21 protein-coding genes are annotated in these 18,799 nt (G+C 38.5%); 13 read left to right on the forward strand and 8 right to left on the reverse strand.

Features of this window, described 5'->3' with window-relative positions; all coding sequences use genetic code 11:
- The first annotated feature begins 61 nt into the window (after positions 1-61).
- The 4 genes from EHQ59_RS01400 to EHQ59_RS01415 are packed head-to-tail and all read left to right on the forward strand — an operon-like array spanning position 62 to position 3,172.
- Positions 62-451: a hypothetical protein gene (locus EHQ59_RS01400; protein WP_135617369.1), complete on the forward strand. Its 390-nt coding sequence runs from the start codon at positions 62-64 to the stop codon at positions 449-451.
- A gap of 9 nt (positions 452-460) precedes the next feature.
- Complete coding sequence (locus EHQ59_RS01405; RefSeq protein ID WP_135617370.1) at positions 461-1,273, forward strand: transketolase; 813 nt, start codon at positions 461-463, stop codon at positions 1,271-1,273.
- A gap of 48 nt (positions 1,274-1,321) precedes the next feature.
- Positions 1,322-2,215 carry a transglutaminase-like domain-containing protein gene (locus EHQ59_RS01410; RefSeq protein WP_135617371.1) on the forward strand — a complete coding sequence of 298 codons (894 nt, stop codon included), beginning with the start codon at positions 1,322-1,324 and terminating at the stop codon, positions 2,213-2,215.
- 3 nt (positions 2,216-2,218) lie between these two features.
- Complete coding sequence (locus EHQ59_RS01415; protein ID WP_135617372.1) at positions 2,219-3,172, forward strand: polyprenyl synthetase family protein; 954 nt, start codon at positions 2,219-2,221, stop codon at positions 3,170-3,172.
- Positions 3,173-3,201: 29 nt separating this feature from the next.
- Here the strand turns inward: EHQ59_RS01415 and EHQ59_RS01420 are convergent, their stop codons facing one another.
- Positions 3,202-5,388, reverse strand: coding sequence for an ATP-binding protein (locus EHQ59_RS01420; RefSeq protein WP_135617373.1), 2,187 nt, complete (start codon positions 5,386-5,388; stop codon positions 3,202-3,204).
- 23 nt (positions 5,389-5,411) lie between these two features.
- A complete protein-coding gene (locus EHQ59_RS01425) occupies positions 5,412-6,125 on the reverse strand; it encodes an LIC10920 family plasminogen-binding lipoprotein (RefSeq protein ID WP_135617374.1) in 714 nt (237 codons plus the stop codon).
- 115 nt (positions 6,126-6,240) lie between these two features.
- Between EHQ59_RS01425 and EHQ59_RS01430 the strand changes: the two genes are divergently transcribed.
- Genes EHQ59_RS01430 through EHQ59_RS01445 form a run of 4 tightly spaced genes read left to right on the forward strand, consistent with a single transcriptional unit; the run spans position 6,241 to position 11,144 of the window.
- Complete coding sequence (locus tag EHQ59_RS01430) at positions 6,241-8,028, forward strand: chloride channel protein (protein WP_167481361.1); 1,788 nt, start codon at positions 6,241-6,243, stop codon at positions 8,026-8,028.
- Positions 8,025-8,609, forward strand: a complete 585-nt coding sequence (locus EHQ59_RS01435; protein ID WP_244245316.1) for an ATP-dependent zinc protease family protein — start codon at positions 8,025-8,027, stop codon at positions 8,607-8,609. The genes EHQ59_RS01430 and EHQ59_RS01435 overlap by 4 nt, the downstream gene beginning before the upstream one ends.
- A 1-nt stretch (position 8,610) precedes the next feature.
- A complete protein-coding gene (locus EHQ59_RS01440; protein WP_135617376.1) occupies positions 8,611-10,197 on the forward strand; it encodes a 7TM domain-containing protein in 1,587 nt (528 codons plus the stop codon).
- Positions 10,194-11,144 carry an alpha-L-glutamate ligase-like protein gene (locus EHQ59_RS01445; protein ID WP_135617377.1) on the forward strand — a complete coding sequence of 317 codons (951 nt, stop codon included), beginning with the start codon at positions 10,194-10,196 and terminating at the stop codon, positions 11,142-11,144. Before EHQ59_RS01440 ends, EHQ59_RS01445 begins: the two co-directional genes overlap by 4 nt.
- Positions 11,145-11,153: 9 nt before the next feature.
- Here the strand turns inward: EHQ59_RS01445 and EHQ59_RS01450 are convergent, their stop codons facing one another.
- On the reverse strand, positions 11,154-11,666 hold the full coding sequence (locus EHQ59_RS01450; protein WP_135617378.1) for a DUF6580 family putative transport protein: 513 nt from the start codon (positions 11,664-11,666) through the stop codon (positions 11,154-11,156).
- A gap of 83 nt (positions 11,667-11,749) precedes the next feature.
- Between EHQ59_RS01450 and mazG the strand changes: the two genes are divergently transcribed.
- From mazG to EHQ59_RS01465, 3 genes are all read left to right on the forward strand, one after another.
- A complete protein-coding gene (gene mazG / locus EHQ59_RS01455) occupies positions 11,750-12,601 on the forward strand; it encodes a nucleoside triphosphate pyrophosphohydrolase (RefSeq protein ID WP_135617379.1) in 852 nt (283 codons plus the stop codon).
- Positions 12,602-12,668: 67 nt separating this feature from the next.
- Positions 12,669-13,061: an LIC_13241 domain-containing protein gene (locus EHQ59_RS01460; protein ID WP_135617380.1), complete on the forward strand. Its 393-nt coding sequence runs from the start codon at positions 12,669-12,671 to the stop codon at positions 13,059-13,061.
- A 288-nt stretch (positions 13,062-13,349) separates the two neighbouring features.
- Positions 13,350-13,541 (forward strand): hypothetical protein, encoded by a 192-nt coding sequence (locus tag EHQ59_RS01465; RefSeq protein ID WP_135617381.1) that lies wholly within the window; start codon positions 13,350-13,352, stop codon positions 13,539-13,541.
- A gap of 165 nt (positions 13,542-13,706) precedes the next feature.
- Here EHQ59_RS01465 and lpxD read toward each other — a convergent pair whose 3' ends face one another.
- From lpxD to EHQ59_RS01485, 4 genes are all read right to left on the reverse strand, one after another.
- A complete protein-coding gene (gene lpxD / locus EHQ59_RS01470; protein ID WP_135617382.1) occupies positions 13,707-14,765 on the reverse strand; it encodes a UDP-3-O-(3-hydroxymyristoyl)glucosamine N-acyltransferase in 1,059 nt (352 codons plus the stop codon).
- 93 nt (positions 14,766-14,858) lie between these two features.
- A complete protein-coding gene (locus EHQ59_RS01475; protein WP_135617383.1) occupies positions 14,859-15,290 on the reverse strand; it encodes a DoxX family protein in 432 nt (143 codons plus the stop codon).
- A gap of 81 nt (positions 15,291-15,371) precedes the next feature.
- Positions 15,372-16,013, reverse strand: a complete 642-nt coding sequence (locus EHQ59_RS01480) for a RibD family protein (RefSeq protein ID WP_135617384.1) — start codon at positions 16,011-16,013, stop codon at positions 15,372-15,374.
- A complete protein-coding gene (locus EHQ59_RS01485; RefSeq protein WP_308192264.1) occupies positions 16,010-16,249 on the reverse strand; it encodes a (2Fe-2S)-binding protein in 240 nt (79 codons plus the stop codon). The genes EHQ59_RS01480 and EHQ59_RS01485 overlap by 4 nt, the downstream gene beginning before the upstream one ends.
- A 69-nt stretch (positions 16,250-16,318) precedes the next feature.
- Here EHQ59_RS01485 and EHQ59_RS01490 point away from each other — a divergent pair, with 69 nt between their 5' ends.
- Positions 16,319-17,674 carry an MFS transporter gene (locus tag EHQ59_RS01490; protein ID WP_135617581.1) on the forward strand — a complete coding sequence of 452 codons (1,356 nt, stop codon included), beginning with the start codon at positions 16,319-16,321 and terminating at the stop codon, positions 17,672-17,674.
- A complete protein-coding gene (locus EHQ59_RS01495; protein WP_015677408.1) occupies positions 17,671-17,898 on the forward strand; it encodes a hypothetical protein in 228 nt (75 codons plus the stop codon). Before EHQ59_RS01490 ends, EHQ59_RS01495 begins: the two co-directional genes overlap by 4 nt.
- A gap of 27 nt (positions 17,899-17,925) precedes the next feature.
- Here the strand turns inward: EHQ59_RS01495 and EHQ59_RS01500 are convergent, their stop codons facing one another.
- Positions 17,926-18,735, reverse strand: a complete 810-nt coding sequence (locus EHQ59_RS01500) for an LIC13212 family protein (protein WP_135617385.1) — start codon at positions 18,733-18,735, stop codon at positions 17,926-17,928.
- Positions 18,736-18,799 lie beyond the last annotated feature (64 nt).

The raw sequence follows: 18,799 nt of genomic DNA on the forward strand, positions 1-18,799 counted from the left end.
AGCTGTTAAGGTCAAATAAAAATTCTTTGAGTGGTGATGGATTCTTCCAGAATGACCCTAGATGGCACTGTTTTTTGTGAATTCTCTCATGACTCTTTCGATTTTGGGTTTTTATACTGGATATTCTTTCCGGAAGTCAGATCGGAAAAAACACAAAATCTTCAATGCAATCGGAATCCTTTCAAATTTAACCGCAGCCATCTATTTGCTTTGCATTAAGTACATGTTAGGTGGGATTTCGGAGTTCCAAATTTATCCCACGGCTCCAGAATTTGTCATTCATATCCATCGATTTTTTGCCGCCATTAGTCTAGTTTTGATGCTTGTGATGGGATACACGGGTTGGAAAAGAAATCGAAATTTGCATGTAAAATTGCATTACATCTTTTTGCCATTGTACACGATTGTTTATATCTCCGGTCTGTTTTTATTTCAATCAAAACCGCTTTAAGGAATGTTCATGGAAAAAATTGAAGTCGCAAAGAAATTTGCAAATGATATCCGAATCCAAGTCATCAAAATGGTGACTGCTGCTAATTCTGGTCACCCAGGTGGACCACTTGGACTCGCTGATATCTACGCGGCCCTCTATACTTCCATTCTCAATCATGATCCTAAAAACCCAGAATGGGCAGACAGAGATCGTTTGATCCTTTCCAATGGTCACGTCTGTGCGGTTCGTTATGCTGCCATGGGGCTTTCAGGTTACTTTCCTGTGGAAGACCTACTTACGTTCCGTAATATTAATTCTTACTTACAAGGTCACCCTTCCACTCGTTATATGAAAGGCATTGAGTCTAGTTCTGGTTCACTGGGACAAGGTTTGTCTGTATCTGTTGGACTTGCTTTAGGTGCTAAGTTAAAAAAAGAGACATATAAAATTTATACATGCATTTCTGATGGTGAATGTGGAGAAGGAATGACTTGGGAAGCAGCACAATCCGCAGTTCATTTCAAAGCAGATAACCTCATTGCTTTTATGGATCGTAACTACATCCAAATTGATGGTAATACGGAAGAAGTAATGAAGTTGGAACCATTGGATAAAAAATTTGAGATGTTTGGTTGGAATGTCATCAATGCAGACGGACATAATATGGAAGAGATTTTTTCTGCATTTGCAAATGCAAAACAACATACTGGTGGACCTACACTCATCGTGTTTAGAACCATTTTAGGTAAAGGTGTTTCTTATATGGAAAACAATCCTAAGTGGCATGGTACACCACCAAATAAAGAACAAGAAGCACAAGCGCTTGCAGAATTAGTATAAACTTTTTGTTTCGATTGACTTTTTCTATTTTATCAAGATAGTTTTTGCATGGGACAAAACTCTTTTCCTGATTTTTATCCGGATGATATCACCCGTTTATTGTATGATTGGGAAATTGCTCCTGCAGAAAAAAAACGTTTTCTCTTAAAACTAATAGCTTCACGCATTCCTTGGCAAATTCAATTGGAGTCTGCCTTGGATGAAGTGAAAGATCCTTTCCTTCGTGTGCAAGCAAGGAATCTCAAATCAGAAATTCTTCGTCATCGTTTACGACATTCCTTCTTCAAACTCACGTTACGTGGGAATACAAATCATTATAAAGATTTAGAAGAGATGGTTGTCCAACTTTCAAGTTTTGGATTCCCGGATCAAAATTATTTAGAGATCAAACAAGAGTTAGATCGAATAGCACTTCGTGTTTCCGAGTTATACGATGACCACTCAGGATATCTCACTGACGAATTAAAAGTGCAAATCCTTTGCCAAGTGATGTTCCAAGAAGAAGGATTTGTTGGAAACATCCAAAACTATAATGATCCAGGAAATTCTTATTTATTCCAGGTGATCAAAAGTCGCTTGGGAATTCCAATTTCCTTATCTGTTGTTTATCTTCTTGTCGCACAACGACTAGGACTTCCTTTATACGGAACCAATCTCCCACTTCATTTTCTATTGCAATATGAGTCAGATGGGTATTTCACATACATTGATCCATTTCATGGTGGCGTTTTATTAGATAAATTTACTTGTGAAAAGTTTTTGGAAGCAAATGGGTATTCTAATTCACCGAAATATTTCACTAAAGCTTCTACACTTTCCATGATCAAACGCATGTGTCGAAATTTACTCCATATCTACCGCGACAATCAGTCCAAAGAAATGGAAAACGTGATTAAGGATCATCTTCAGATTCTCGAAAGTCGATCCACACATGTGGAATAAGGAATGAAGTCTAAATTCAATATCCAATCTATTCTTTCTCAATTTGATAAAAATTTAGATAAGATCATTCACGAAGACATTCCCATCCTGAAAAAAATCAAAAAACAAGTGATCTCTTCTGGTGGGAAACGGATTCGTCCTTTCTCCCATTATCTATTTTGTCAGTTTTTGAATGTAAAAGATGTGAGTTGGTTGGATGTAGGGAGTGTAGCCGAGCTCATTCACGCGGCCAGTTTACTGCATGATGATGTTGTAGACAATGCACCCATTCGCAGGGGAAAACCTACCATCGGTGCGAGCTTCGGAAATAAAACAGCAATCCTTGCTGGTGATTATTTGCTCGCCTGTGGAATTAGCCGACTCAATGCACTCGGTAATTCAGAACTAATGGAAATTTTTTCACAAGTATTGCGAGACCTTTCTGTCAGTGAACTTTTACAGATGGAATGGGAAAAAAATCCTAACATCACCTTAAAGATTTATGACCAAATCATCTATGGAAAAACAGCATCTTTGTTTGGTGTGTGTACGGAAGCAGCAGCTATTTTAGCGAAAGAAACCAAAGAACGTCGCAAAGAATTTCGTCAATTTGGTGTTAGGTTGGGAAAATTATTTCAAAAGAAAGATGACTGTTTGGATTATTTTGAAGATTCAAAAACCAGTGGTAAGGAATTTTTGAAAGATTTCAAAAACGGACTTTATACCTATCCAGTATTGGTTTTACGTTCTAAACTCACTTTGATTGAAAAACGAAAATTGAACCAATTGTTTCGAAAAGAATCTCGCGATACGCAAGATGAAAAAACGATCTTAGATTTGATGGCACAGAAGAAGATCCCAAACCTCCTTCACCAAGAATTGGAAAAAGAAAAAAATGATCTTTTGGTTTTTTTACATCAATTTCCCAAATCAGAGGAACGCGAACTCTTCATTGAACAACTGGGTCGCCTTACATAGGTTTAGTTTAAGACAAATTAAGACAGAGTTTATTCTGTTGCGTGTGGATCAATTAGTTCGATTGCAGGCAATAAAATCGAAAAACAAGTCCTTCCTGGTTCTGATTCAACACTAATTTTACCAAAATGTTTTTCGATGATGGATTTTGTGATCCCAAGTCCCATTCCCGTACCTTCTCCTTGTTGTTTGGTGGTAAAAAATGGTTCAAAAATCTTTTTTTGAATTTCGATTGGGATTCCTGGTCCATTATCGATTACTTTCACTTCTACATACTTTCCATTTTTTTCTGCAGAGATGATTAAATTTCCTTTTTGTTTCATCGCTTCGATCGCATTTAAAATTAAGTTTGTCCAAACTCGCATTAGGTCTTCGGGCCAACCTAAAATGGTGGCATCAGTTAAAAATGTTTTTTTTAAGGATACTTTACTGCGCATTCTATATTGATAAATGGTAATCACAGTTTCGATATTTTCGAGTAAGGTAAAAATTTTGCGTTGTTCGGAATGTGTGACTCTGGAAAAGTTTTTCAGAGCTAAGATGATTTTGGAAGAACGATCCACTGCAATTTGGATGATTGAGAGATGAAGTCTAAAATTCTTTTCATCTAAAATCAAATCAGTTAGTTTTTCTTTTCCTTTTTGCAATAATAGGATTTCGTTTTCTTCTAACTTTGTGATTCCTACATCTAAAAATTTTTCTAAGGTTGCTTCTTCGTAATCCAATCCATTGTCTTTTAAGATTTTTTTGAGTTCTGCTTTTTTCTCTTTTCGTTCTGTGTAACTTGCTACAAGCCCAAAGTCGGATTGGTGTTGGAACATACGAGTGAGTGTTTTGATTTGGTTTGCGTCTAAGGATCCGTAAATATTTTCTTTGGAACCCAATTGGATCGTTTCATTTTGTTTGGATTCCATCAAAGTTTCGATGGATGCTTTGATCGCACTGAGTGGGTTATTGATTTCATGCGCAACACCCGCTACCAACTTACCTAACTCGGTCATTTTTTCCGAAAGTGCCAATTGGTTCTCTGTTTGGCTCAATTGTAAAATTGCATTTTCTAATTTTTCTTTTTGTAATTGGAGTTCTTTTGTTCTCTCCAAAACCATAAATTCCAATTCTTCGTTTACTTTGGTAACTGTTTGTTCTTTCAGAATGCGAGTTTGCATTTGAAATTTGGAAACCACAATTGTAAAAATTGTCATCTGGATTGCGGCTCCAATTTCGTTTGCGGAACTTAAAAATGGAAACGAAGGCAGATAACCAGTGTTTGTGAAAATTAATAACAAAGTGCTAATTTGCCTTACTAAAAAAGCAAAAAATAAAACTTTTGAATGTTCCTCTTTTTTAAACAAACTATAAATCGAATATCCAAAGGAAGTAGTGGATAACATCAAACTATTGGTGTAAATGAATCGAAAAAATAACTGTAAGTCAATAAATACGATCAAAATCGAAATTAACAAAATATAAATATAGGTGATTAGGTATTTATCGAAATTTGGATAATGTTTTTTTATTTTTAAGAATTCTCTTAAAAATAAAACGAAACCGATAGGGCTGAGTGCCAAAAGTCCAGGCATATACCGAAAAAACCATGTTAGGTTACTGAAACCATATTCATAAAATAATCCAGACCGTAACAAATTTGTAAATAATACAGTTAAGATGGCAATGGTTAGATATAAAGATATCTTTTCGCGTAACAAGGCGTATTGGATCGCAGTGAAAATAGCAAGTAGGATACAGAGACCCAAATAAAGTCCCTGCCATAAAGACAAAGCTTTAGTGTATTGGAATAGTTCAGATTCTTTTCGAATGTGAAAATTGATGCGATGGGTATCATCCGATTGGATTCGAAATAGGTAAGTTCCTTTTTCCTTAGCTGGGATTAAAAATCCTCCTGTATACGATACAATAGGATTTTTTTTTCGCAAAAGTCCCGCAGGATAAGCTTTTACCAAGGTTCCATTTTGGCTTAAAACAAAATCAAGTTCTGAGAACATTCCATTTTCAAAATGGAAATATCGTTCTGGGTCTTCTGGAACTGTGATTTGGTAATAGTGGCTTTCTTTGGTAAAGCCAAAGTAGTAAATGGATTGGCTTTCGAGGTTTTTTTGTTTGGAAACATTTGGGCTTGTGCCTAGGTGTTGTAAATAGGTTTCCCCTTCTGCGAAGAGCAGAAAAGGAAACAATAAAATCGCAAAAACAATTTTATACAAAAGGTCAATTCAGGAAAATTCCATCATTGCGGAACGATGTTAGGTGCATTACATTTGATGGTCCCAGAAATGATCACTGGTTTTGCATCAGTACTTGTATTTTGTACAATACAGGTTCTGTTGTCAGAGGTAAAACATTGTGTTGTTGTTTGAGCCGATGTACAATTTACCCCATCTGATGTATTACATTGTGGTAATATAGTTGCGGCACTGGTTGTAGAAGTGCTATACGTTCCATTCAATCGGATTTCTAAATTGAAAAAGGAGATTTGTTGTGTGGTTTGGCTTGAAGTATCAATATTGATCCCTTGGTTAAACCATTCCACTGTTCCTTGTGTTCCTTGGACTGTTTTCCCAAAGAGTCCACCAGCCAAGATAAACCCTTGTTGTGGATCGATATTCCCTTGGATTTGTGTGCTATCGTATTGGAAACGAATGTTTAAGGTTTCTTTCGTTTTGAAGATCAGCTGAGAGATAACAGAAAATCTTGTGTTATTGGAAGTGGAACCTGTGGTGCCTGTTGTTCCTGTCGTTGTTCCGGTGGTTCCTGTCGTGTTTGTTGCTGGAGCTGCTCGACCACAACTTGTGGTCACACTTGTATCCACTTCTCCATTAAACGCAAACAAAGCTGGTGTGCTTTCATCTAAAACCGTTAGAGCCGCGTTGTTTTCATTTTTGAGACCACAGCCCCAAGTGAAAGCGGAGAGAACCAAAAAAACAAGGGTGATTCGGAACATACGATCCTATCGTCACAGGAATTCCTTCTCGGGTCAAGAGGATTCAGAATTTCCTTGGGAAATTTGGCGGAATTTCTAATCTTGCCCTATGCGACTCCCATTTGGTCTAAACAGTATGCTGTCGATCCAGGGACCTAGGTCGATTTATGTCTATTCCCTCCTGATTGGATTGTTTTCAGGGTTTGGGGCTTACGGCTTCAATTGGGCACTCACTTGGACAGAATCCTTTACCTTTGGCAATTTGATTGGGTATGACCCTGGCACACCAGCAGGGGATCTCCATTTCCATTCTGTCGGACTTGCGGCGGAGTTGTCTCCTCTTTGGATTTTATTTTTACCAGCCATCGGGGGACTACTGGTTGGAATCATCACAAGTTTCTTTTGCCCGGAAGCACAAGGGGGAGGAACAGACTCCCTGATTCATGCTTTTCATTTCAATGAAGGAAAAATTCGAACCAAAGTTCCTTTTTATAAAGCGATTGCCACCATACTTACGTTAGGCTCCGGTGGATCCGGAGGAAAAGAAGGGCCCACGGCACAAATTGGTGCTGGTTTTGGATCCAGTCTTGCAAACTTTTTAGGTGCGGGTGCAAGGGCACGACGAACTCTCATGCTTGCGGGAACAGCTGGTGGGCTTGGCGCGATCTTCCGGGCACCGCTCGGTGGAGCGATCACTGCCGTGGAGATGGTTTACCAAGAAGACATCGAAAGTGATTCCTTGGTTCCTTGTATTTTATCTTCTGTGACCGCGTATCTCACATTCACAAGTATTGCGGGTAGTGGTTCTATCTTTTCTGTGCAGGAATATAGTTTAAATGATTACCGTCATATCCCACTATACATTGTGTTGGGTCTTTTGTGTTATGTGGTGGGATATTTTTTTGTCAAAGTATACCACTTTGTTCAGGATATTTTTTCAAAATTACCACTTCCTAACTACTTAAAACCAGCGTTTGGTGGTCTTATCGTGGGTTGTATTGCCTTACTGTTTCCAGAAGTTTTGGGCACTGGATTTGGACTCATCCAAAGGATGATCAATGGAGAAGTATTAACCTCCACCAGTTTTGGTTTTTCAGGACCGTTTTTTTTACTCGCAGTTGCAATTTTTAAAGTATTTTCGACTTCCCTTACTGTTGGATCTGGAGGTTCCGGAGGATTACTGGGTCCATCCTTTGCCATCGGAGGTATGTTAGGTGCCTTTGTTGGAACTATGGCAAATGTACTATTTCCAGAACTCAATATCATCGTGTTTCCATTTTTACTAGTTGGGATGGGTTCTTTTTTTGCAGGTGTGGCGAGAGCTCCGATTGCTGGAATGATTATGGTCTGTGATATGATTGGAAGTTATGCATTACTTCCTGCTCTAATGATAGTTGCCATGATTGCTGTTGTATTATCACATAGAATTTCGATTTATCGCAACCAAATCAAAAATCGTTTTTTATCACCTTCTCACCATTGGGATATGAACCAAGACATTATGGATCGAATTCGGATTTTGGATCATTTCACTGAGTTTCGAAAGTATGCGATGGTATCAGAACATCTTTCTTTAACTCAATTGCAAACCAATGCACCAGGGATTCAAGCAAGTGATTTTATCTTAGTGGGATCCAATGATGAATACAAAGGAATTGTTTCTCTTCGCAAAAATAGAATCCTTCCAGAATATGAAGCAGAGTTAAAAAACTTAATTACATGCGGAGAAATTGTACAAGATGTGCCACCTGTGTGTCAATCGGATACATTGGGAAAAGCACTTCGTATTTTATTAGAATATGATGTCGACAAACTTGCTATAGTTGAAGAAAATAGATGTCTAGGATACTTACGTTATATTGATTTATTCAATGCATACCAAAACGAAGTCAAAAATAAAAACAAACAAAGAAAATCCGTATGAAACTATCTGTAATGTTTGCAAAACATAAAATGATAAAATCCCTATCTCATTTGAAACCTATATTTTTTGGATTCGTAATCCTTTTTCTTTTTTCCCAATGTTTTGGATCAGGGCAAGTGGTCGAAAAAAAACCAGACCAACACATCAAACCCATTGTCATACCACCTCAGTATTTGAAACCCATTATTGGAAGAGTGGAATGGGTGGAGTTCCCCAATTGGAAAGTAAAACTAAGAGCAAGGATAGATACAGGAGCATTATCCAGCTCAATCAATGCCGTCAATATTGAACGAGTTGTTGAGAATGGAGAAACCTATATTTTATTTGATACGTTTGTGAATGAAAAACCTGTTCGTTTAAAAAGTAAATTTGTCAAAGAAGCAAAAGTCACAAGTACATCTGGTGTTTCAGAAAAACGAATTATGATTAGTGAGTTGATTAAGATAGGAAAGTACAAAGAGGAAACGATGATCAACTTAAATGATCGTAATAATTTAAACTATCCAATACTTATCGGTAGGAATTTTTTGCGTGGTAAATTTTTAGTCGATGTTTCTTTATCACACCAATTAGGGGATTAATTTGGATCGTAAAACTTACATAACCATTGTTGTTCTCATTGCACTTCCTATCCTTTCCATCTTATACAAACTGAATGTTGCTGATTTATCTTTATTGCCTGTTGCTATAGATGATACTGTCAATTTACAGGTTGTGATTTCACCTAAGGAAAATGTGGCGATTTCCGAAGTCAACTTTCCTTTGCCCAAACAATTCATCCAAGCCAAAGTATTAAAATCAAATACCAAATCAGAGGATTTGGATTTCAGAGTTGTCAAAAAACAATATGGTCATTTGGGAATATGGGAAGGTGAAGATTGGAACTCTCCTATCGGTTATTATGCAAAAATCAAAATGTTGCCGTATGAAAACACAGATCCAGAACCAGAGATTCCGACTCCAACAAAAAAAACTTTAACAAAAGAACCTTATTATTTATCACTCAAACAGTATTCGTCGGAAGAGCTAACGCTTGCTAAAAAATTATACGAACAAATTCATCCGTATGACAAAGACAATGTTTCTGCTGCAAAACAGATTTATTATTTTATCTCGGAAGAGATTATCAATACTTACAAAGACATTACCTTGGCAGATACCATTCGTTTGGGAAGTGGGAGTGCCTATACACAAGCAATGCTTTTTTCCTTACTCTGTAGGATGCGAGGGATCCAAGCGCGAACCGTTGCTGGTTTTGATTTAAACAAACAATCAGAAAAAGATAATAAAACCAAAATCACATTTTGGAACGAGATCAGATTTCATGGAAAATGGTATTTTGTTTCCACTTATAAAAATGTATTTGCCAGTTCCGTTTCTGGTTATTTGCCATTATGGAAGTCTGTGGAAGAAAAACGAAGTTTAGGGGAAGATCCAGCTACTTTTCGTTATACGGCCTATATCACAAAGTCCAATGTGAATCGTTATAACTTTAAAGAATATAGCGAAGAGATTGCTTCTAGTAACAGTTTTTTACGGTATTATTCTTTGTATAGTTTGCCCACTCCCTTACAGAATTTATTTCGTCTTGTGATATTGATTCCAATTGGAGCTCTTGTATTGTCTGTGGCACGTAATATGATTGGGATTCCTACCTTTGGAATTTTTACACCGATCCTACTAGCCATGTTCTTTTATGAAACAAACCTATGGTTTGGAATTGGGTTTTTTCTTTTGATGATTGGGCTTGGTTTTTTTGAACGGTATGCTCTCGACAAATTTTATTTACTCGCTGTGCCTAGACTTTCGATTTTACTCACCATCACAGTTCTCACTTTAATTCTGTTTTCGATTCTGAATGAAGAAATTTCGGTGTTCAATCAGATGAGTGTGACCTTGTTTCCGATCGTCATTACCACTATTTTTGTAGAACGATTCTCCATCATGATCATTGAAGAAGGTGTGATGCATACCATGGTGACATTACTCGGAACCCTTGTGATTGCTCTCATTAGTTATATGATTTTTTTCTTTGGGTCCTTGCAGATTCTGTTTTTTACGCATCCGGAACTACTTCTCATTGTGATTGCGATCCAAATCTTTCTTGGATTGTATAAAGGATACAGGGTTTCAGAGCTCTTTCGGTTTAAGGAAATTTTTAAATCGTGATTTCACTCTTTTCAAAATTTGAATCCGAAGGTGTGCTTGGAATCAATCGTAGGATTGGTGAATTCATTTTGCCTAACAATCCTCGAGAGTTTTATCCTCTTGTGGATGATAAATGGAAAACAGCAGAACTCACAAGGCAGTTTCATGTTCCGATGCCAAAACATTATGGTTTGATTGATACCTTTGGTGGGATTCAAAAAACGAATGTATTGGTAAAAGACCATCCTGGTTTTGTTGTCAAACCGGCTAATGGTGGTATGGGAAATGGAATTTTAGTCATTTCAAACACCGAAACCTTAGATACAGGAAAAGTTTTGTATCATAAATCGGATGGAAGAGTTCTACAGGAAAAAGAATTAAACCATCATATTTCAGGGATTTTATCGGGATTGTATTCACTCGATGGAAATTCCGACACTTGTATTTTACAAGAACGATTGGAATGCCATCCATTTTTCCAAGAGATTTCGTTTCGAGGAATTCCTGATATCCGTGTGATTGTGTATCTAGGTTATCCTGTGATGGCAATGTTACGTTTGCCAACCAAAGAATCGGGTGGAAGAGCCAATTTACACCAAGGAGCCCTCGGTGTTGGGGTCAATTTAACAGATGGAACCTTAACTCATTCTGTATGTAATGATAAACTCATCGATGTACACCCAGACACAAAACAAACATTACGTGGGAGAGTCATCCCTCATTGGAATCAAATTTTAGAAATGTCTTCCCGTTGTTTTGATATGTCTGGGTTAGGCTATTTGGGCGTTGATATTGTGTTAGATGAGAATAGGGGGCCACTTCTTTTAGAAATGAATGCGAGACCTGGTCTGGGAATTCAAATTGCAAATCGAATGGGATTACTCGGTAGACTGCAACTAGTGGAGAAAATCAAAAATTCGGCAGATGGTCCTAAAGACCGCGTCCACCGAATCTTGCAAGAATTGTAAAAGAAATACTTAGATAGTTTGTTTGGCAGTAACGAAGACAGTGCGATTGAGAAATGCCATCGATCCAAATAGGATTCCAGAATAAATCAAATCACCGAGGATTGAGTTTTGGAAAAAAGGAATCGCCATCACAAAACATTGGCCAAGTCCAGAAAGATCCAAAGTATACATTCCACTCGTAACCCAAACCGCTAAGTTTGTCACAACAAAGAAAACAACGGAACCAACCAAAGTGTATCCAAAGGATTTTTTCACTGAAGTTCCAATTTGTTTTCCATAAAGAACGGATACAACCATCAAACCGTAAACAACTGGCATTAGGTCATGGAAACCTAGGTAAAGATCCGAAACAAACATCGCAAGGATGGGAACCACAAGGGCAATTCTTCTGTCTGTCAAATAAGCACCAGAAAAAAGAGAAACAGCCAAAACTGGCGTAAAATTCGGAGGGTGCGGTAAAATACGGCTCAGGACAGTGGCAATCACCATCAGGATGGCAACAGAAACTCGAGATTGGAACATAGGGATAGACTCGTAAAGGGGGGGGGCTTTCGCAAGATAAAATTTGCCTTTGCTTCCCGGGTGGATCGGGAAAAATACAACGAGTGAACCCTCCTAATTTTGATTCACCCATCCAAAATCTACTCCAACTCACTTCGGACTTACGTAGCCCTGAAGGTTGTCCTTGGGACAAGGAACAAACCCATTTGTCCGTTGTTCCCCATCTCTTAGAAGAAACCTACGAAGTGGTGGATACCATTGAACGAGGGGATGACAACCACCTTCGGGAAGAACTCGGGGACTTACTCTTCCAAATCACCTTCCATAGCCAACTCGCCAAAGAACGAGGGGCATTCACCTTTGAAGATGTGGCAAACGATGTTTTCCAAAAATTGGTGTATCGCCACCCTCATGTGTATGGAACGAAAACGGGAATTGGGAGCGGAGAGGAAGTTCTCACCCAATGGGACCAATTGAAACAAATGGAAAAAGAGAAAAAAGGAACTCAGGATTCGGACACAAGTGTTCTTGCGGGAATTCCAAAAGCTCTGCCTGCCATCCAAAGATCAGAAAAAATCCAATCCAAGGTCACCAAACAAGGATTTGACTGGCCAACGGTTTCTGGTGTGTTTCAAAAATTCCAAGAGGAAATTTTGGAATTAGATACGGAACTGCAAAAACATGGTTCCCTTACTTCTAAAAAATTAAAATATGACGAACGCGTGGAAGATGAGTTAGGTGATCTATTCTTTTTACTCGTGAATTTAGCAAGAAAACTTTCGATTGATCCAGAAACTTGTCTTCGTCGTGCCAATGAAAAATTTGAAACTCGGTTTCGTATCGTAGAAGGACTTGTTGAACAAACTGGCAAAACCTTAAAAGATTATCCCCTAGAGGAACTGGATCGTTTTTGGGACCAAGCAAAATTGCGTTTAAAAGAAGATCAAACGAAATAGAATCTTAAATGTGGTTTCACAAATATCTCTGACAAAAAAACAAAATCGAAAATAGAAAAAACAAACCATGAACTCAATTGACTTAAACGATTTGCCGATTTTAAAAGAATTTTCGATCATCGCCTACAAGTGGTTATCCGAGAAATATCCAAACTCAGATCAGCAAACAAATTTTGATCCAAGTTCTGAACTTGTTTTTCCCATTCGGTGGAAAACCAAAATGGAAGGTGAGGAATTTGAATGGGTGGTCTCTGATATGGGATCAATCACACTCAGGTTAGGTGGAATGGAAGGAAATCGTCGTAATCCAGCACCCATCTTTTATTTGAGCCTTCTGAAAAAAGAAGGAGTGGGGTTCCAATGGGTCGATCTGGAAGGAAATTCTGTGTCGTTCCCTGATCCGATCATTATAGAAGATGTCAATTCCCGAGTACAATTGTATTTGGATTCGGCATCGTAAATTTTGAAACGATAGATGGATCATAAAATCTGCAGGAGTATACATTCTAAATAAATGAATTTTTATCTATTGTTCACGTTGTTAGTTTTCTGTTTCATTTCAAAACAAATTCTTCCCTTGAACCAAGAAAACCGATGTCAAAAATTCCATTCAGGTACTTTTATCTACGATAGCAAATTTGGAGAAGTGATCATAGTTCGAAATAAAACTGAAGATATTAATTATCGGATTTATCCAAATTCCTATATTCGGACTTCCATACGCTGGATTTCTCCTTGCGTTGCAGAAATGAGAACAATCGAAATAAACGATACTGTGTTTTCAGAAGAAGAAAAGAAAAAAGACTTAAACAAGCAGAGTAAAATGTATATCACCCAAACCTTTCCTGATGGATATGCCTATCGAATCAAGGAAGAAAAAAAACAAACAATCCGCATCGGAAAAGTGAAAATATACAAAGGAAAATTAAGTGGAGATTGACTTGTGATTCAGTGCAGACTCTTTACTCAGGCAGTCCCGCTGTATCGTGAGTCATATATTGAATTGGAGACCTATACGATATAAATAGGCAAAATGAGATAATTGTAAGATAACTTCACAGCTTTTTGTTTGGCTGTGAAGTTATAAAAAATAGATACGGGAATTTTAAGATTCTTTTACGTCCATTCCTACTTTTTTCTCAATGTTTTCAATTCGTTTCAGCCATTTATTGAGATTCACAATGTTTTTGATGTTCACTCGGTATTTTTGAAATTCAGGGAAGGTGAGTCCTAAATCCCAACCCACATAGACATCTTTTGTTTTTGGGGAAGTGCGAAGGCTTGATCCACCAGCGATGATGGTTCCTTCCACAAGAGTTATGTGGTCACTAATCGCACAAGCTCCACCGATGATCACATGGTTTCCTAAGGTCACACTTCCTGCGAGACCTGATTGGCCTGCAATGATCACATGATCTCCCACCTTACAGTTGTGAGCAATGTGAACCATATTATCAAATTTACATCCATTGCCAATGGTAGTGTCTGATAAGGCACCTCTATCAATTGTACAATTACTTCCCACTTCTACATCATCACCAATGATCACTCTTCCTACTTGTGGAATTTTATTGTGTTTACCTTCGGCGAACACAAAACCAAATCCATCTCCACCAAAGGTGGAATTACCAAACACGATGAATCGTTTTCCCACAATGGTATCATCAAAGAATACACAGTTTTTTCCAATGCGGGCACCATCCCCAATTTGAACGCGGTCACCAATTTTCACTCCATCTTCAATGATGCAATCGTTTCCAATGACACTGTCTTTGCCAATGGATACAAAATGTCCGATGTCTGTATTCGATCCTACTTTCGCACTTGGATCAATGGCAATGTTTGCACTTCGTTTTCCGGAAGGTTGTTTTTCAGGGAAAAATAAACGGATGATTTTAGCGGTGGCAAGTTCCACTTTCGGAACAACGACGATTGTCTTGTCGCTGAGAGATTCAGCAGTTTCAGAAGATACAACAAGTAAAGATGCTTTGGATGCTTTTGCTTCATTTACGAAGGTTTTGGAAGCAACGAAGGATATGTCAGTAGGACCAGCAAGTGTTAAGGAAGTAAGACCAATGAAGTTTACATTCTTGATTGTTTCGGAATTTTGAAATTTTGCTTCTGGAAGTAATGTTTGGAGTGTAGCTAGATTGATTTGAGTCATCTCCGATTCCTTATCAATGGATTTAAGACAAGGAATCAGAGAGGTAAAAGTTTGGCTAACACTATTAGTTAGTCTTAACCAACAAAGTTTTGATTATCCTTCAATTTTATGTGCGATGACATCATCTAAAGAGAACGATCCCGCCCCTTTGATGATTAATGGAATCGCAAGTCCAAACGTAAGGATATGGAACTCATAACCACCTTTGTCTGCAAAAAAGCCATTTGGTAGGTGAACTAGAACTGTTGCCGCAAGCATGGTGCAAAAAATTCCAAACGCTGCCACTCTTGTTAGAAGTCCAAGGATGAGACCAATGGCACCAAAAAATTCAGCGATGATGGCAAGAAGAGCTAATACATAAGGAATTCCCATTCCAGTAAAAAATCCCATGGTTCCTTCGAATCCGTATCCGCCAAAAGCTCCGAGAACTTTTTGAGCGCCGTGTGGGAGAATGACAAGACCAAGTGTCACACGAAGGATCGTGAGAGTGATGTCTTTGTTGGTTGCGATTAATTTGTAAAACATAGAACCTCTTATTGCTAAATAGTTTAATATCAAACTATTTAATGATGGGGAAACGGGTCAATCCAAAAATTCGAAATTTTCTTAAGATTTTTCGTACACGAGAAAGATTTCGTTCCCTTTGGCAAAATGTTGTTTTAAGGTCCAATTCTGTTTGTCAAAACCTGGAAGTTCGGAAGTTCGATCCGCAATCCCGGCAAGACCTGTTTTTCCGATGATATAGGGGACAACTGTGAGATAAATGCGGTCGACAAGGTCTGCTTCCAAAAAGGAAAAATTGAGTTTGGGGCCACCTTCGAGTAGGACGTTTTTGTACCCTTTTCGTTTCAGGATCCCTGTCACTTTTTTCGGGTCAATGTCATCCGAATCCAAAGCAAAGATCTCTGCTTTGTTTTCCAAACTGGTTTTGATTTCTTTTAAATTGGCTTTTGTGCAGATCACGAGGGGGATGTGGTCGGATTCTTCGAATACATGTTTGTCTGGGGGAAGGGTTCCTTTTCGGACGAGAATGACGGGTCTTGGGTTCAAAGCGTTCGGAACCGCACGGATTTTGACGATAGGATTGTCGTTTAAGATGGAGTTTTTACCGATGAGAACGGCATCAGATTGGGAACGGTAGACGTCCATTTGGGTTTTGTCTTCACTGGAAGTGAGGCCATACCAACGGCCATCAGGGCGAACGACTTTTCCGTCCAGGGTCATCGCCATATTAATCGATAATTTCATGAAATTTTCCTCCGGGAGAGATTCTGCAATTCGCGCTGGAGGATGTGGTAGACCTGCATCGAACAGGTCCCGCAGCCGGTTGAGGCTCTTGTTGTTTCTCTAATTTGTTCCATGGTTACGGCACCCGCATGGATGGCACGGACTAAATCTTCTTCCGTCACCATTCGACATAAACAGACCCGTTTGGGTCTCATGAGGGAATTTAAATCGAAAGGATCCATACCTGAACTAATCATTTGACAGATTTACGAAAGGGAGGGAAACTCTTTAATTACTTTCAACCAAGGAAAATTCTAAAACCCCCTATGTCCAAAGACAAAAACCCGGAAGCTAAAAAGAAAAAAAACCGTGAAATTTTTGGATGGTGTATGTTCGATTTTGCGAATTCTTCTTACACCACCGTGATCATTAGCGTCGTTTACTGTGAGATTTTCACAAGACTTGTTGTTCCCGAAGAAGTGGGATCGGACAATCCGTTCCGAATGGGGAATACACTCTGGGCCTTTGCACTTGCGGCTTCGTATTTATTTGTTGTTATCACGGGACCAATCTTTGGAGCAATCACCGACTATAGTTCCAAGAAAAAACTATTTTTATTTCTGAGTTACATTGGTTGCGTCGTTGCGACTTTTTTACTCTATTATGTAGAACCAGGAATGATTTGGCTTGGAATGGTTCTCATTGCCTTCTCTAATTTTTTCTTTGCGTCTGGCGAAAACTTCGCTTCCAGTTTTTTACCTTTCCTCGGTTCCAAAGAAGACTTAGGAAAAATTTCAGGATACGCTTGGGGGATCGGTTACTTTGGTGGGATTGGTTCGGTAGCTCTTGCTACTACACTAGGTGATTATACCTTAGACAATTTCGAAAACTTAAAGTTAGTTGGTCCTTACACGGCGATCTTTTTTCTCATCGCAGCCATACCAACATTTCTCTTTTTGAAAGAACCTCACCTTCCACTTGGCGTCTCACATAAGGTAAACTATTTCAAAATTGGAAAAGATCGAGTAGTGCAAACTCTTAAAGATGCAAGCCACTTCAAAGATTTGATGGTTTATCTTGTGTCTTTGTTTTTTACCATGGCCGCCCTTGCCATTGTCATTTCCTTTGCCTTTATTTATGGTTCTCAAGAAATTCATATTCAGTCAGAACACAAACAAGCCATGTTTATCTTTATCCAAATTGCAGCAGCCATTGGTGCCCTTGCATTTGGTGTGATCCAAGATAGCATTGGAGCTAAAAAGACTTTCAATTTAACGCTTGTTCTTTGGCTTGTGACTTGTGCTCTAATTTATTTTGTGCATGACCTCACAACATTTGCCAATGAAACACTTGGTAAAAATTGGACTGTGCAATGGGTGTTTGTATTTATCTCTTCTCTTGCAGGAATGGGGCTTGGTTCCACTCAATCTGCTTCTAGAGCACTCGTTGGAATTTTTAGTCCTGAGTCTAAGTCAGGTGAGTTTTTTGGGATGTGGGGACTTTCGGGTAAAATTGCAGCTGCGGCAGGGCTCTTTTTATTCGGTTATATCCAAACCTTGATGAGTTTACGAAATGCCTTCTTGGTGGTTGCCTTCTTTTACTTTTTGTCGTTACTCATTAACTTTTTTGTAGATGAAGAAAGAGGAGTGGAAGCCGCCAATCGGTTCCAAGAAAAAACATGATTGTAGAAGACGAGGATGATTTTGAATTACACCAGAGCCAAAGAAATTTGGCTCTGGCTACCATCGACGAATTGATGTTAACCAAAATGGATTTGTTAGATGCCGAGAAAAAAGTCCCTCGTTTTATCAATAATGCTTTGTCGTATTTAAAGAGGAAGTATGTGACTGAGGAGCAAACGATTTCGCAGCTCCTCATGAGTCGAAGGGAAAAACAACAGTCTTGAGGTAATGTTCTCTACGTATTGAAACGTTTAGTTTGTATTAAAATCCAAAATTTTTGTGATCATTTGTTTTTGATCCAATTCAATACTACGTAATTTGAAAGCAGTTTGTTTTGAAATTTTACGTAACATCTTTTTGTAAGACATCATAATGTGTTTTTGTTTGTCATACGGAAGTGGATCTTTTTCATCATTTAACACCATGGCAATGTCCGCTTCTGCTGGTTGCACAGGATCGTTTGGCCAAATGGTATCAGAAGTTAAGGAACGAAAGTATTCCAAACGGATATCAGAGTTTGTATCGAGTTTTGCTTCCCCTTTATCGTCTTTTTCAGGGCTTTCTGATCTTGGAGTTGGGTTAATGAGTCTACGCATTTCTTTTACGTGGATGGTTCCATCCGCATTCACTCGGCGAAATGCTAAAATGATTTTGTCTAAGTCACTAAAGTCTTCTTTAGGATAGATATAAGCAACTCCATCATATAAAAACACAGTTGGATAATCGATATAAGATTGTCCTTGTGGGAGTTTGATTTCCAAGTAAGGTTTACCATCTTTATCTTTTTTATAGAGTTCTTTGTGTTCTTGTGGAGTTTGCGCTAGGTATTGTGCTGCCGTTTTGTCCACACCCAACTCTTGGAGTTTTTTCATCTTACGAAGGTTTTCAATGATACTGGCGTGAAGGGTATCAATTTCGTTATCACCAAAACCATTTTTCCTTTGTAGATCGATTTGTTTTTGGGTCTCCCGTTCCTTTAAAGTGGCGGAAGCAGGTTTTTCTGCGAAAAGCGCAGTCATACCAAGGAAAGTACAGAGTAGGATGGAAAATCGTAGCATCATGACATACCTCTAGATGTTGTCCTTTATAGTATCGAATCTTTCTGTGTCGATTCTTGAATGGAAG

This window comes from Leptospira kemamanensis, from assembly GCF_004769665.1.
GTDB lineage: Bacteria > Spirochaetota > Leptospiria > Leptospirales > Leptospiraceae > Leptospira_A > Leptospira_A kemamanensis.

Coding starts and splice junctions, on each gene's coding strand:
- EHQ59_RS01400 (WP_135617369.1), top strand. CDS start 62: ATGGCACTGTTTTTTGTGAATTCTCTCATGACTCTTTCGATTTTGGGT.
- EHQ59_RS01405 (WP_135617370.1), top strand. CDS start 461: ATGGAAAAAATTGAAGTCGCAAAGAAATTTGCAAATGATATCCGAATC.
- EHQ59_RS01410 (WP_135617371.1), top strand. CDS start 1,322: ATGGGACAAAACTCTTTTCCTGATTTTTATCCGGATGATATCACCCGT.
- EHQ59_RS01415 (WP_135617372.1), top strand. CDS start 2,219: ATGAAGTCTAAATTCAATATCCAATCTATTCTTTCTCAATTTGATAAA.
- EHQ59_RS01425 (WP_135617374.1), bottom strand. CDS start 6,125: ATGTTCCGAATCACCCTTGTTTTTTTGGTTCTCTCCGCTTTCACTTGG.
- EHQ59_RS01430 (WP_167481361.1), top strand. CDS start 6,241: ATGCTGTCGATCCAGGGACCTAGGTCGATTTATGTCTATTCCCTCCTG.
- EHQ59_RS01435 (WP_244245316.1), top strand. CDS start 8,025: ATGAAACTATCTGTAATGTTTGCAAAACATAAAATGATAAAATCCCTA.
- EHQ59_RS01450 (WP_135617378.1), bottom strand. CDS start 11,666: ATGTTCCAATCTCGAGTTTCTGTTGCCATCCTGATGGTGATTGCCACT.
- EHQ59_RS01460 (WP_135617380.1), top strand. CDS start 12,669: ATGAACTCAATTGACTTAAACGATTTGCCGATTTTAAAAGAATTTTCG.
- EHQ59_RS01465 (WP_135617381.1), top strand. CDS start 13,350: ATGAGAACAATCGAAATAAACGATACTGTGTTTTCAGAAGAAGAAAAG.
- lpxD (WP_135617382.1), bottom strand. CDS start 14,765: ATGACTCAAATCAATCTAGCTACACTCCAAACATTACTTCCAGAAGCA.
- EHQ59_RS01475 (WP_135617383.1), bottom strand. CDS start 15,290: ATGTTTTACAAATTAATCGCAACCAACAAAGACATCACTCTCACGATC.
- EHQ59_RS01480 (WP_135617384.1), bottom strand. CDS start 16,013: ATGAAATTATCGATTAATATGGCGATGACCCTGGACGGAAAAGTCGTT.
- EHQ59_RS01485 (WP_308192264.1), bottom strand. CDS start 16,249: ATGATTAGTTCAGGTATGGATCCTTTCGATTTAAATTCCCTCATGAGA.
- EHQ59_RS01490 (WP_135617581.1), top strand. CDS start 16,319: ATGTCCAAAGACAAAAACCCGGAAGCTAAAAAGAAAAAAAACCGTGAA.
- EHQ59_RS01495 (WP_015677408.1), top strand. CDS start 17,671: ATGATTGTAGAAGACGAGGATGATTTTGAATTACACCAGAGCCAAAGA.
- EHQ59_RS01500 (WP_135617385.1), bottom strand. CDS start 18,735: ATGATGCTACGATTTTCCATCCTACTCTGTACTTTCCTTGGTATGACT.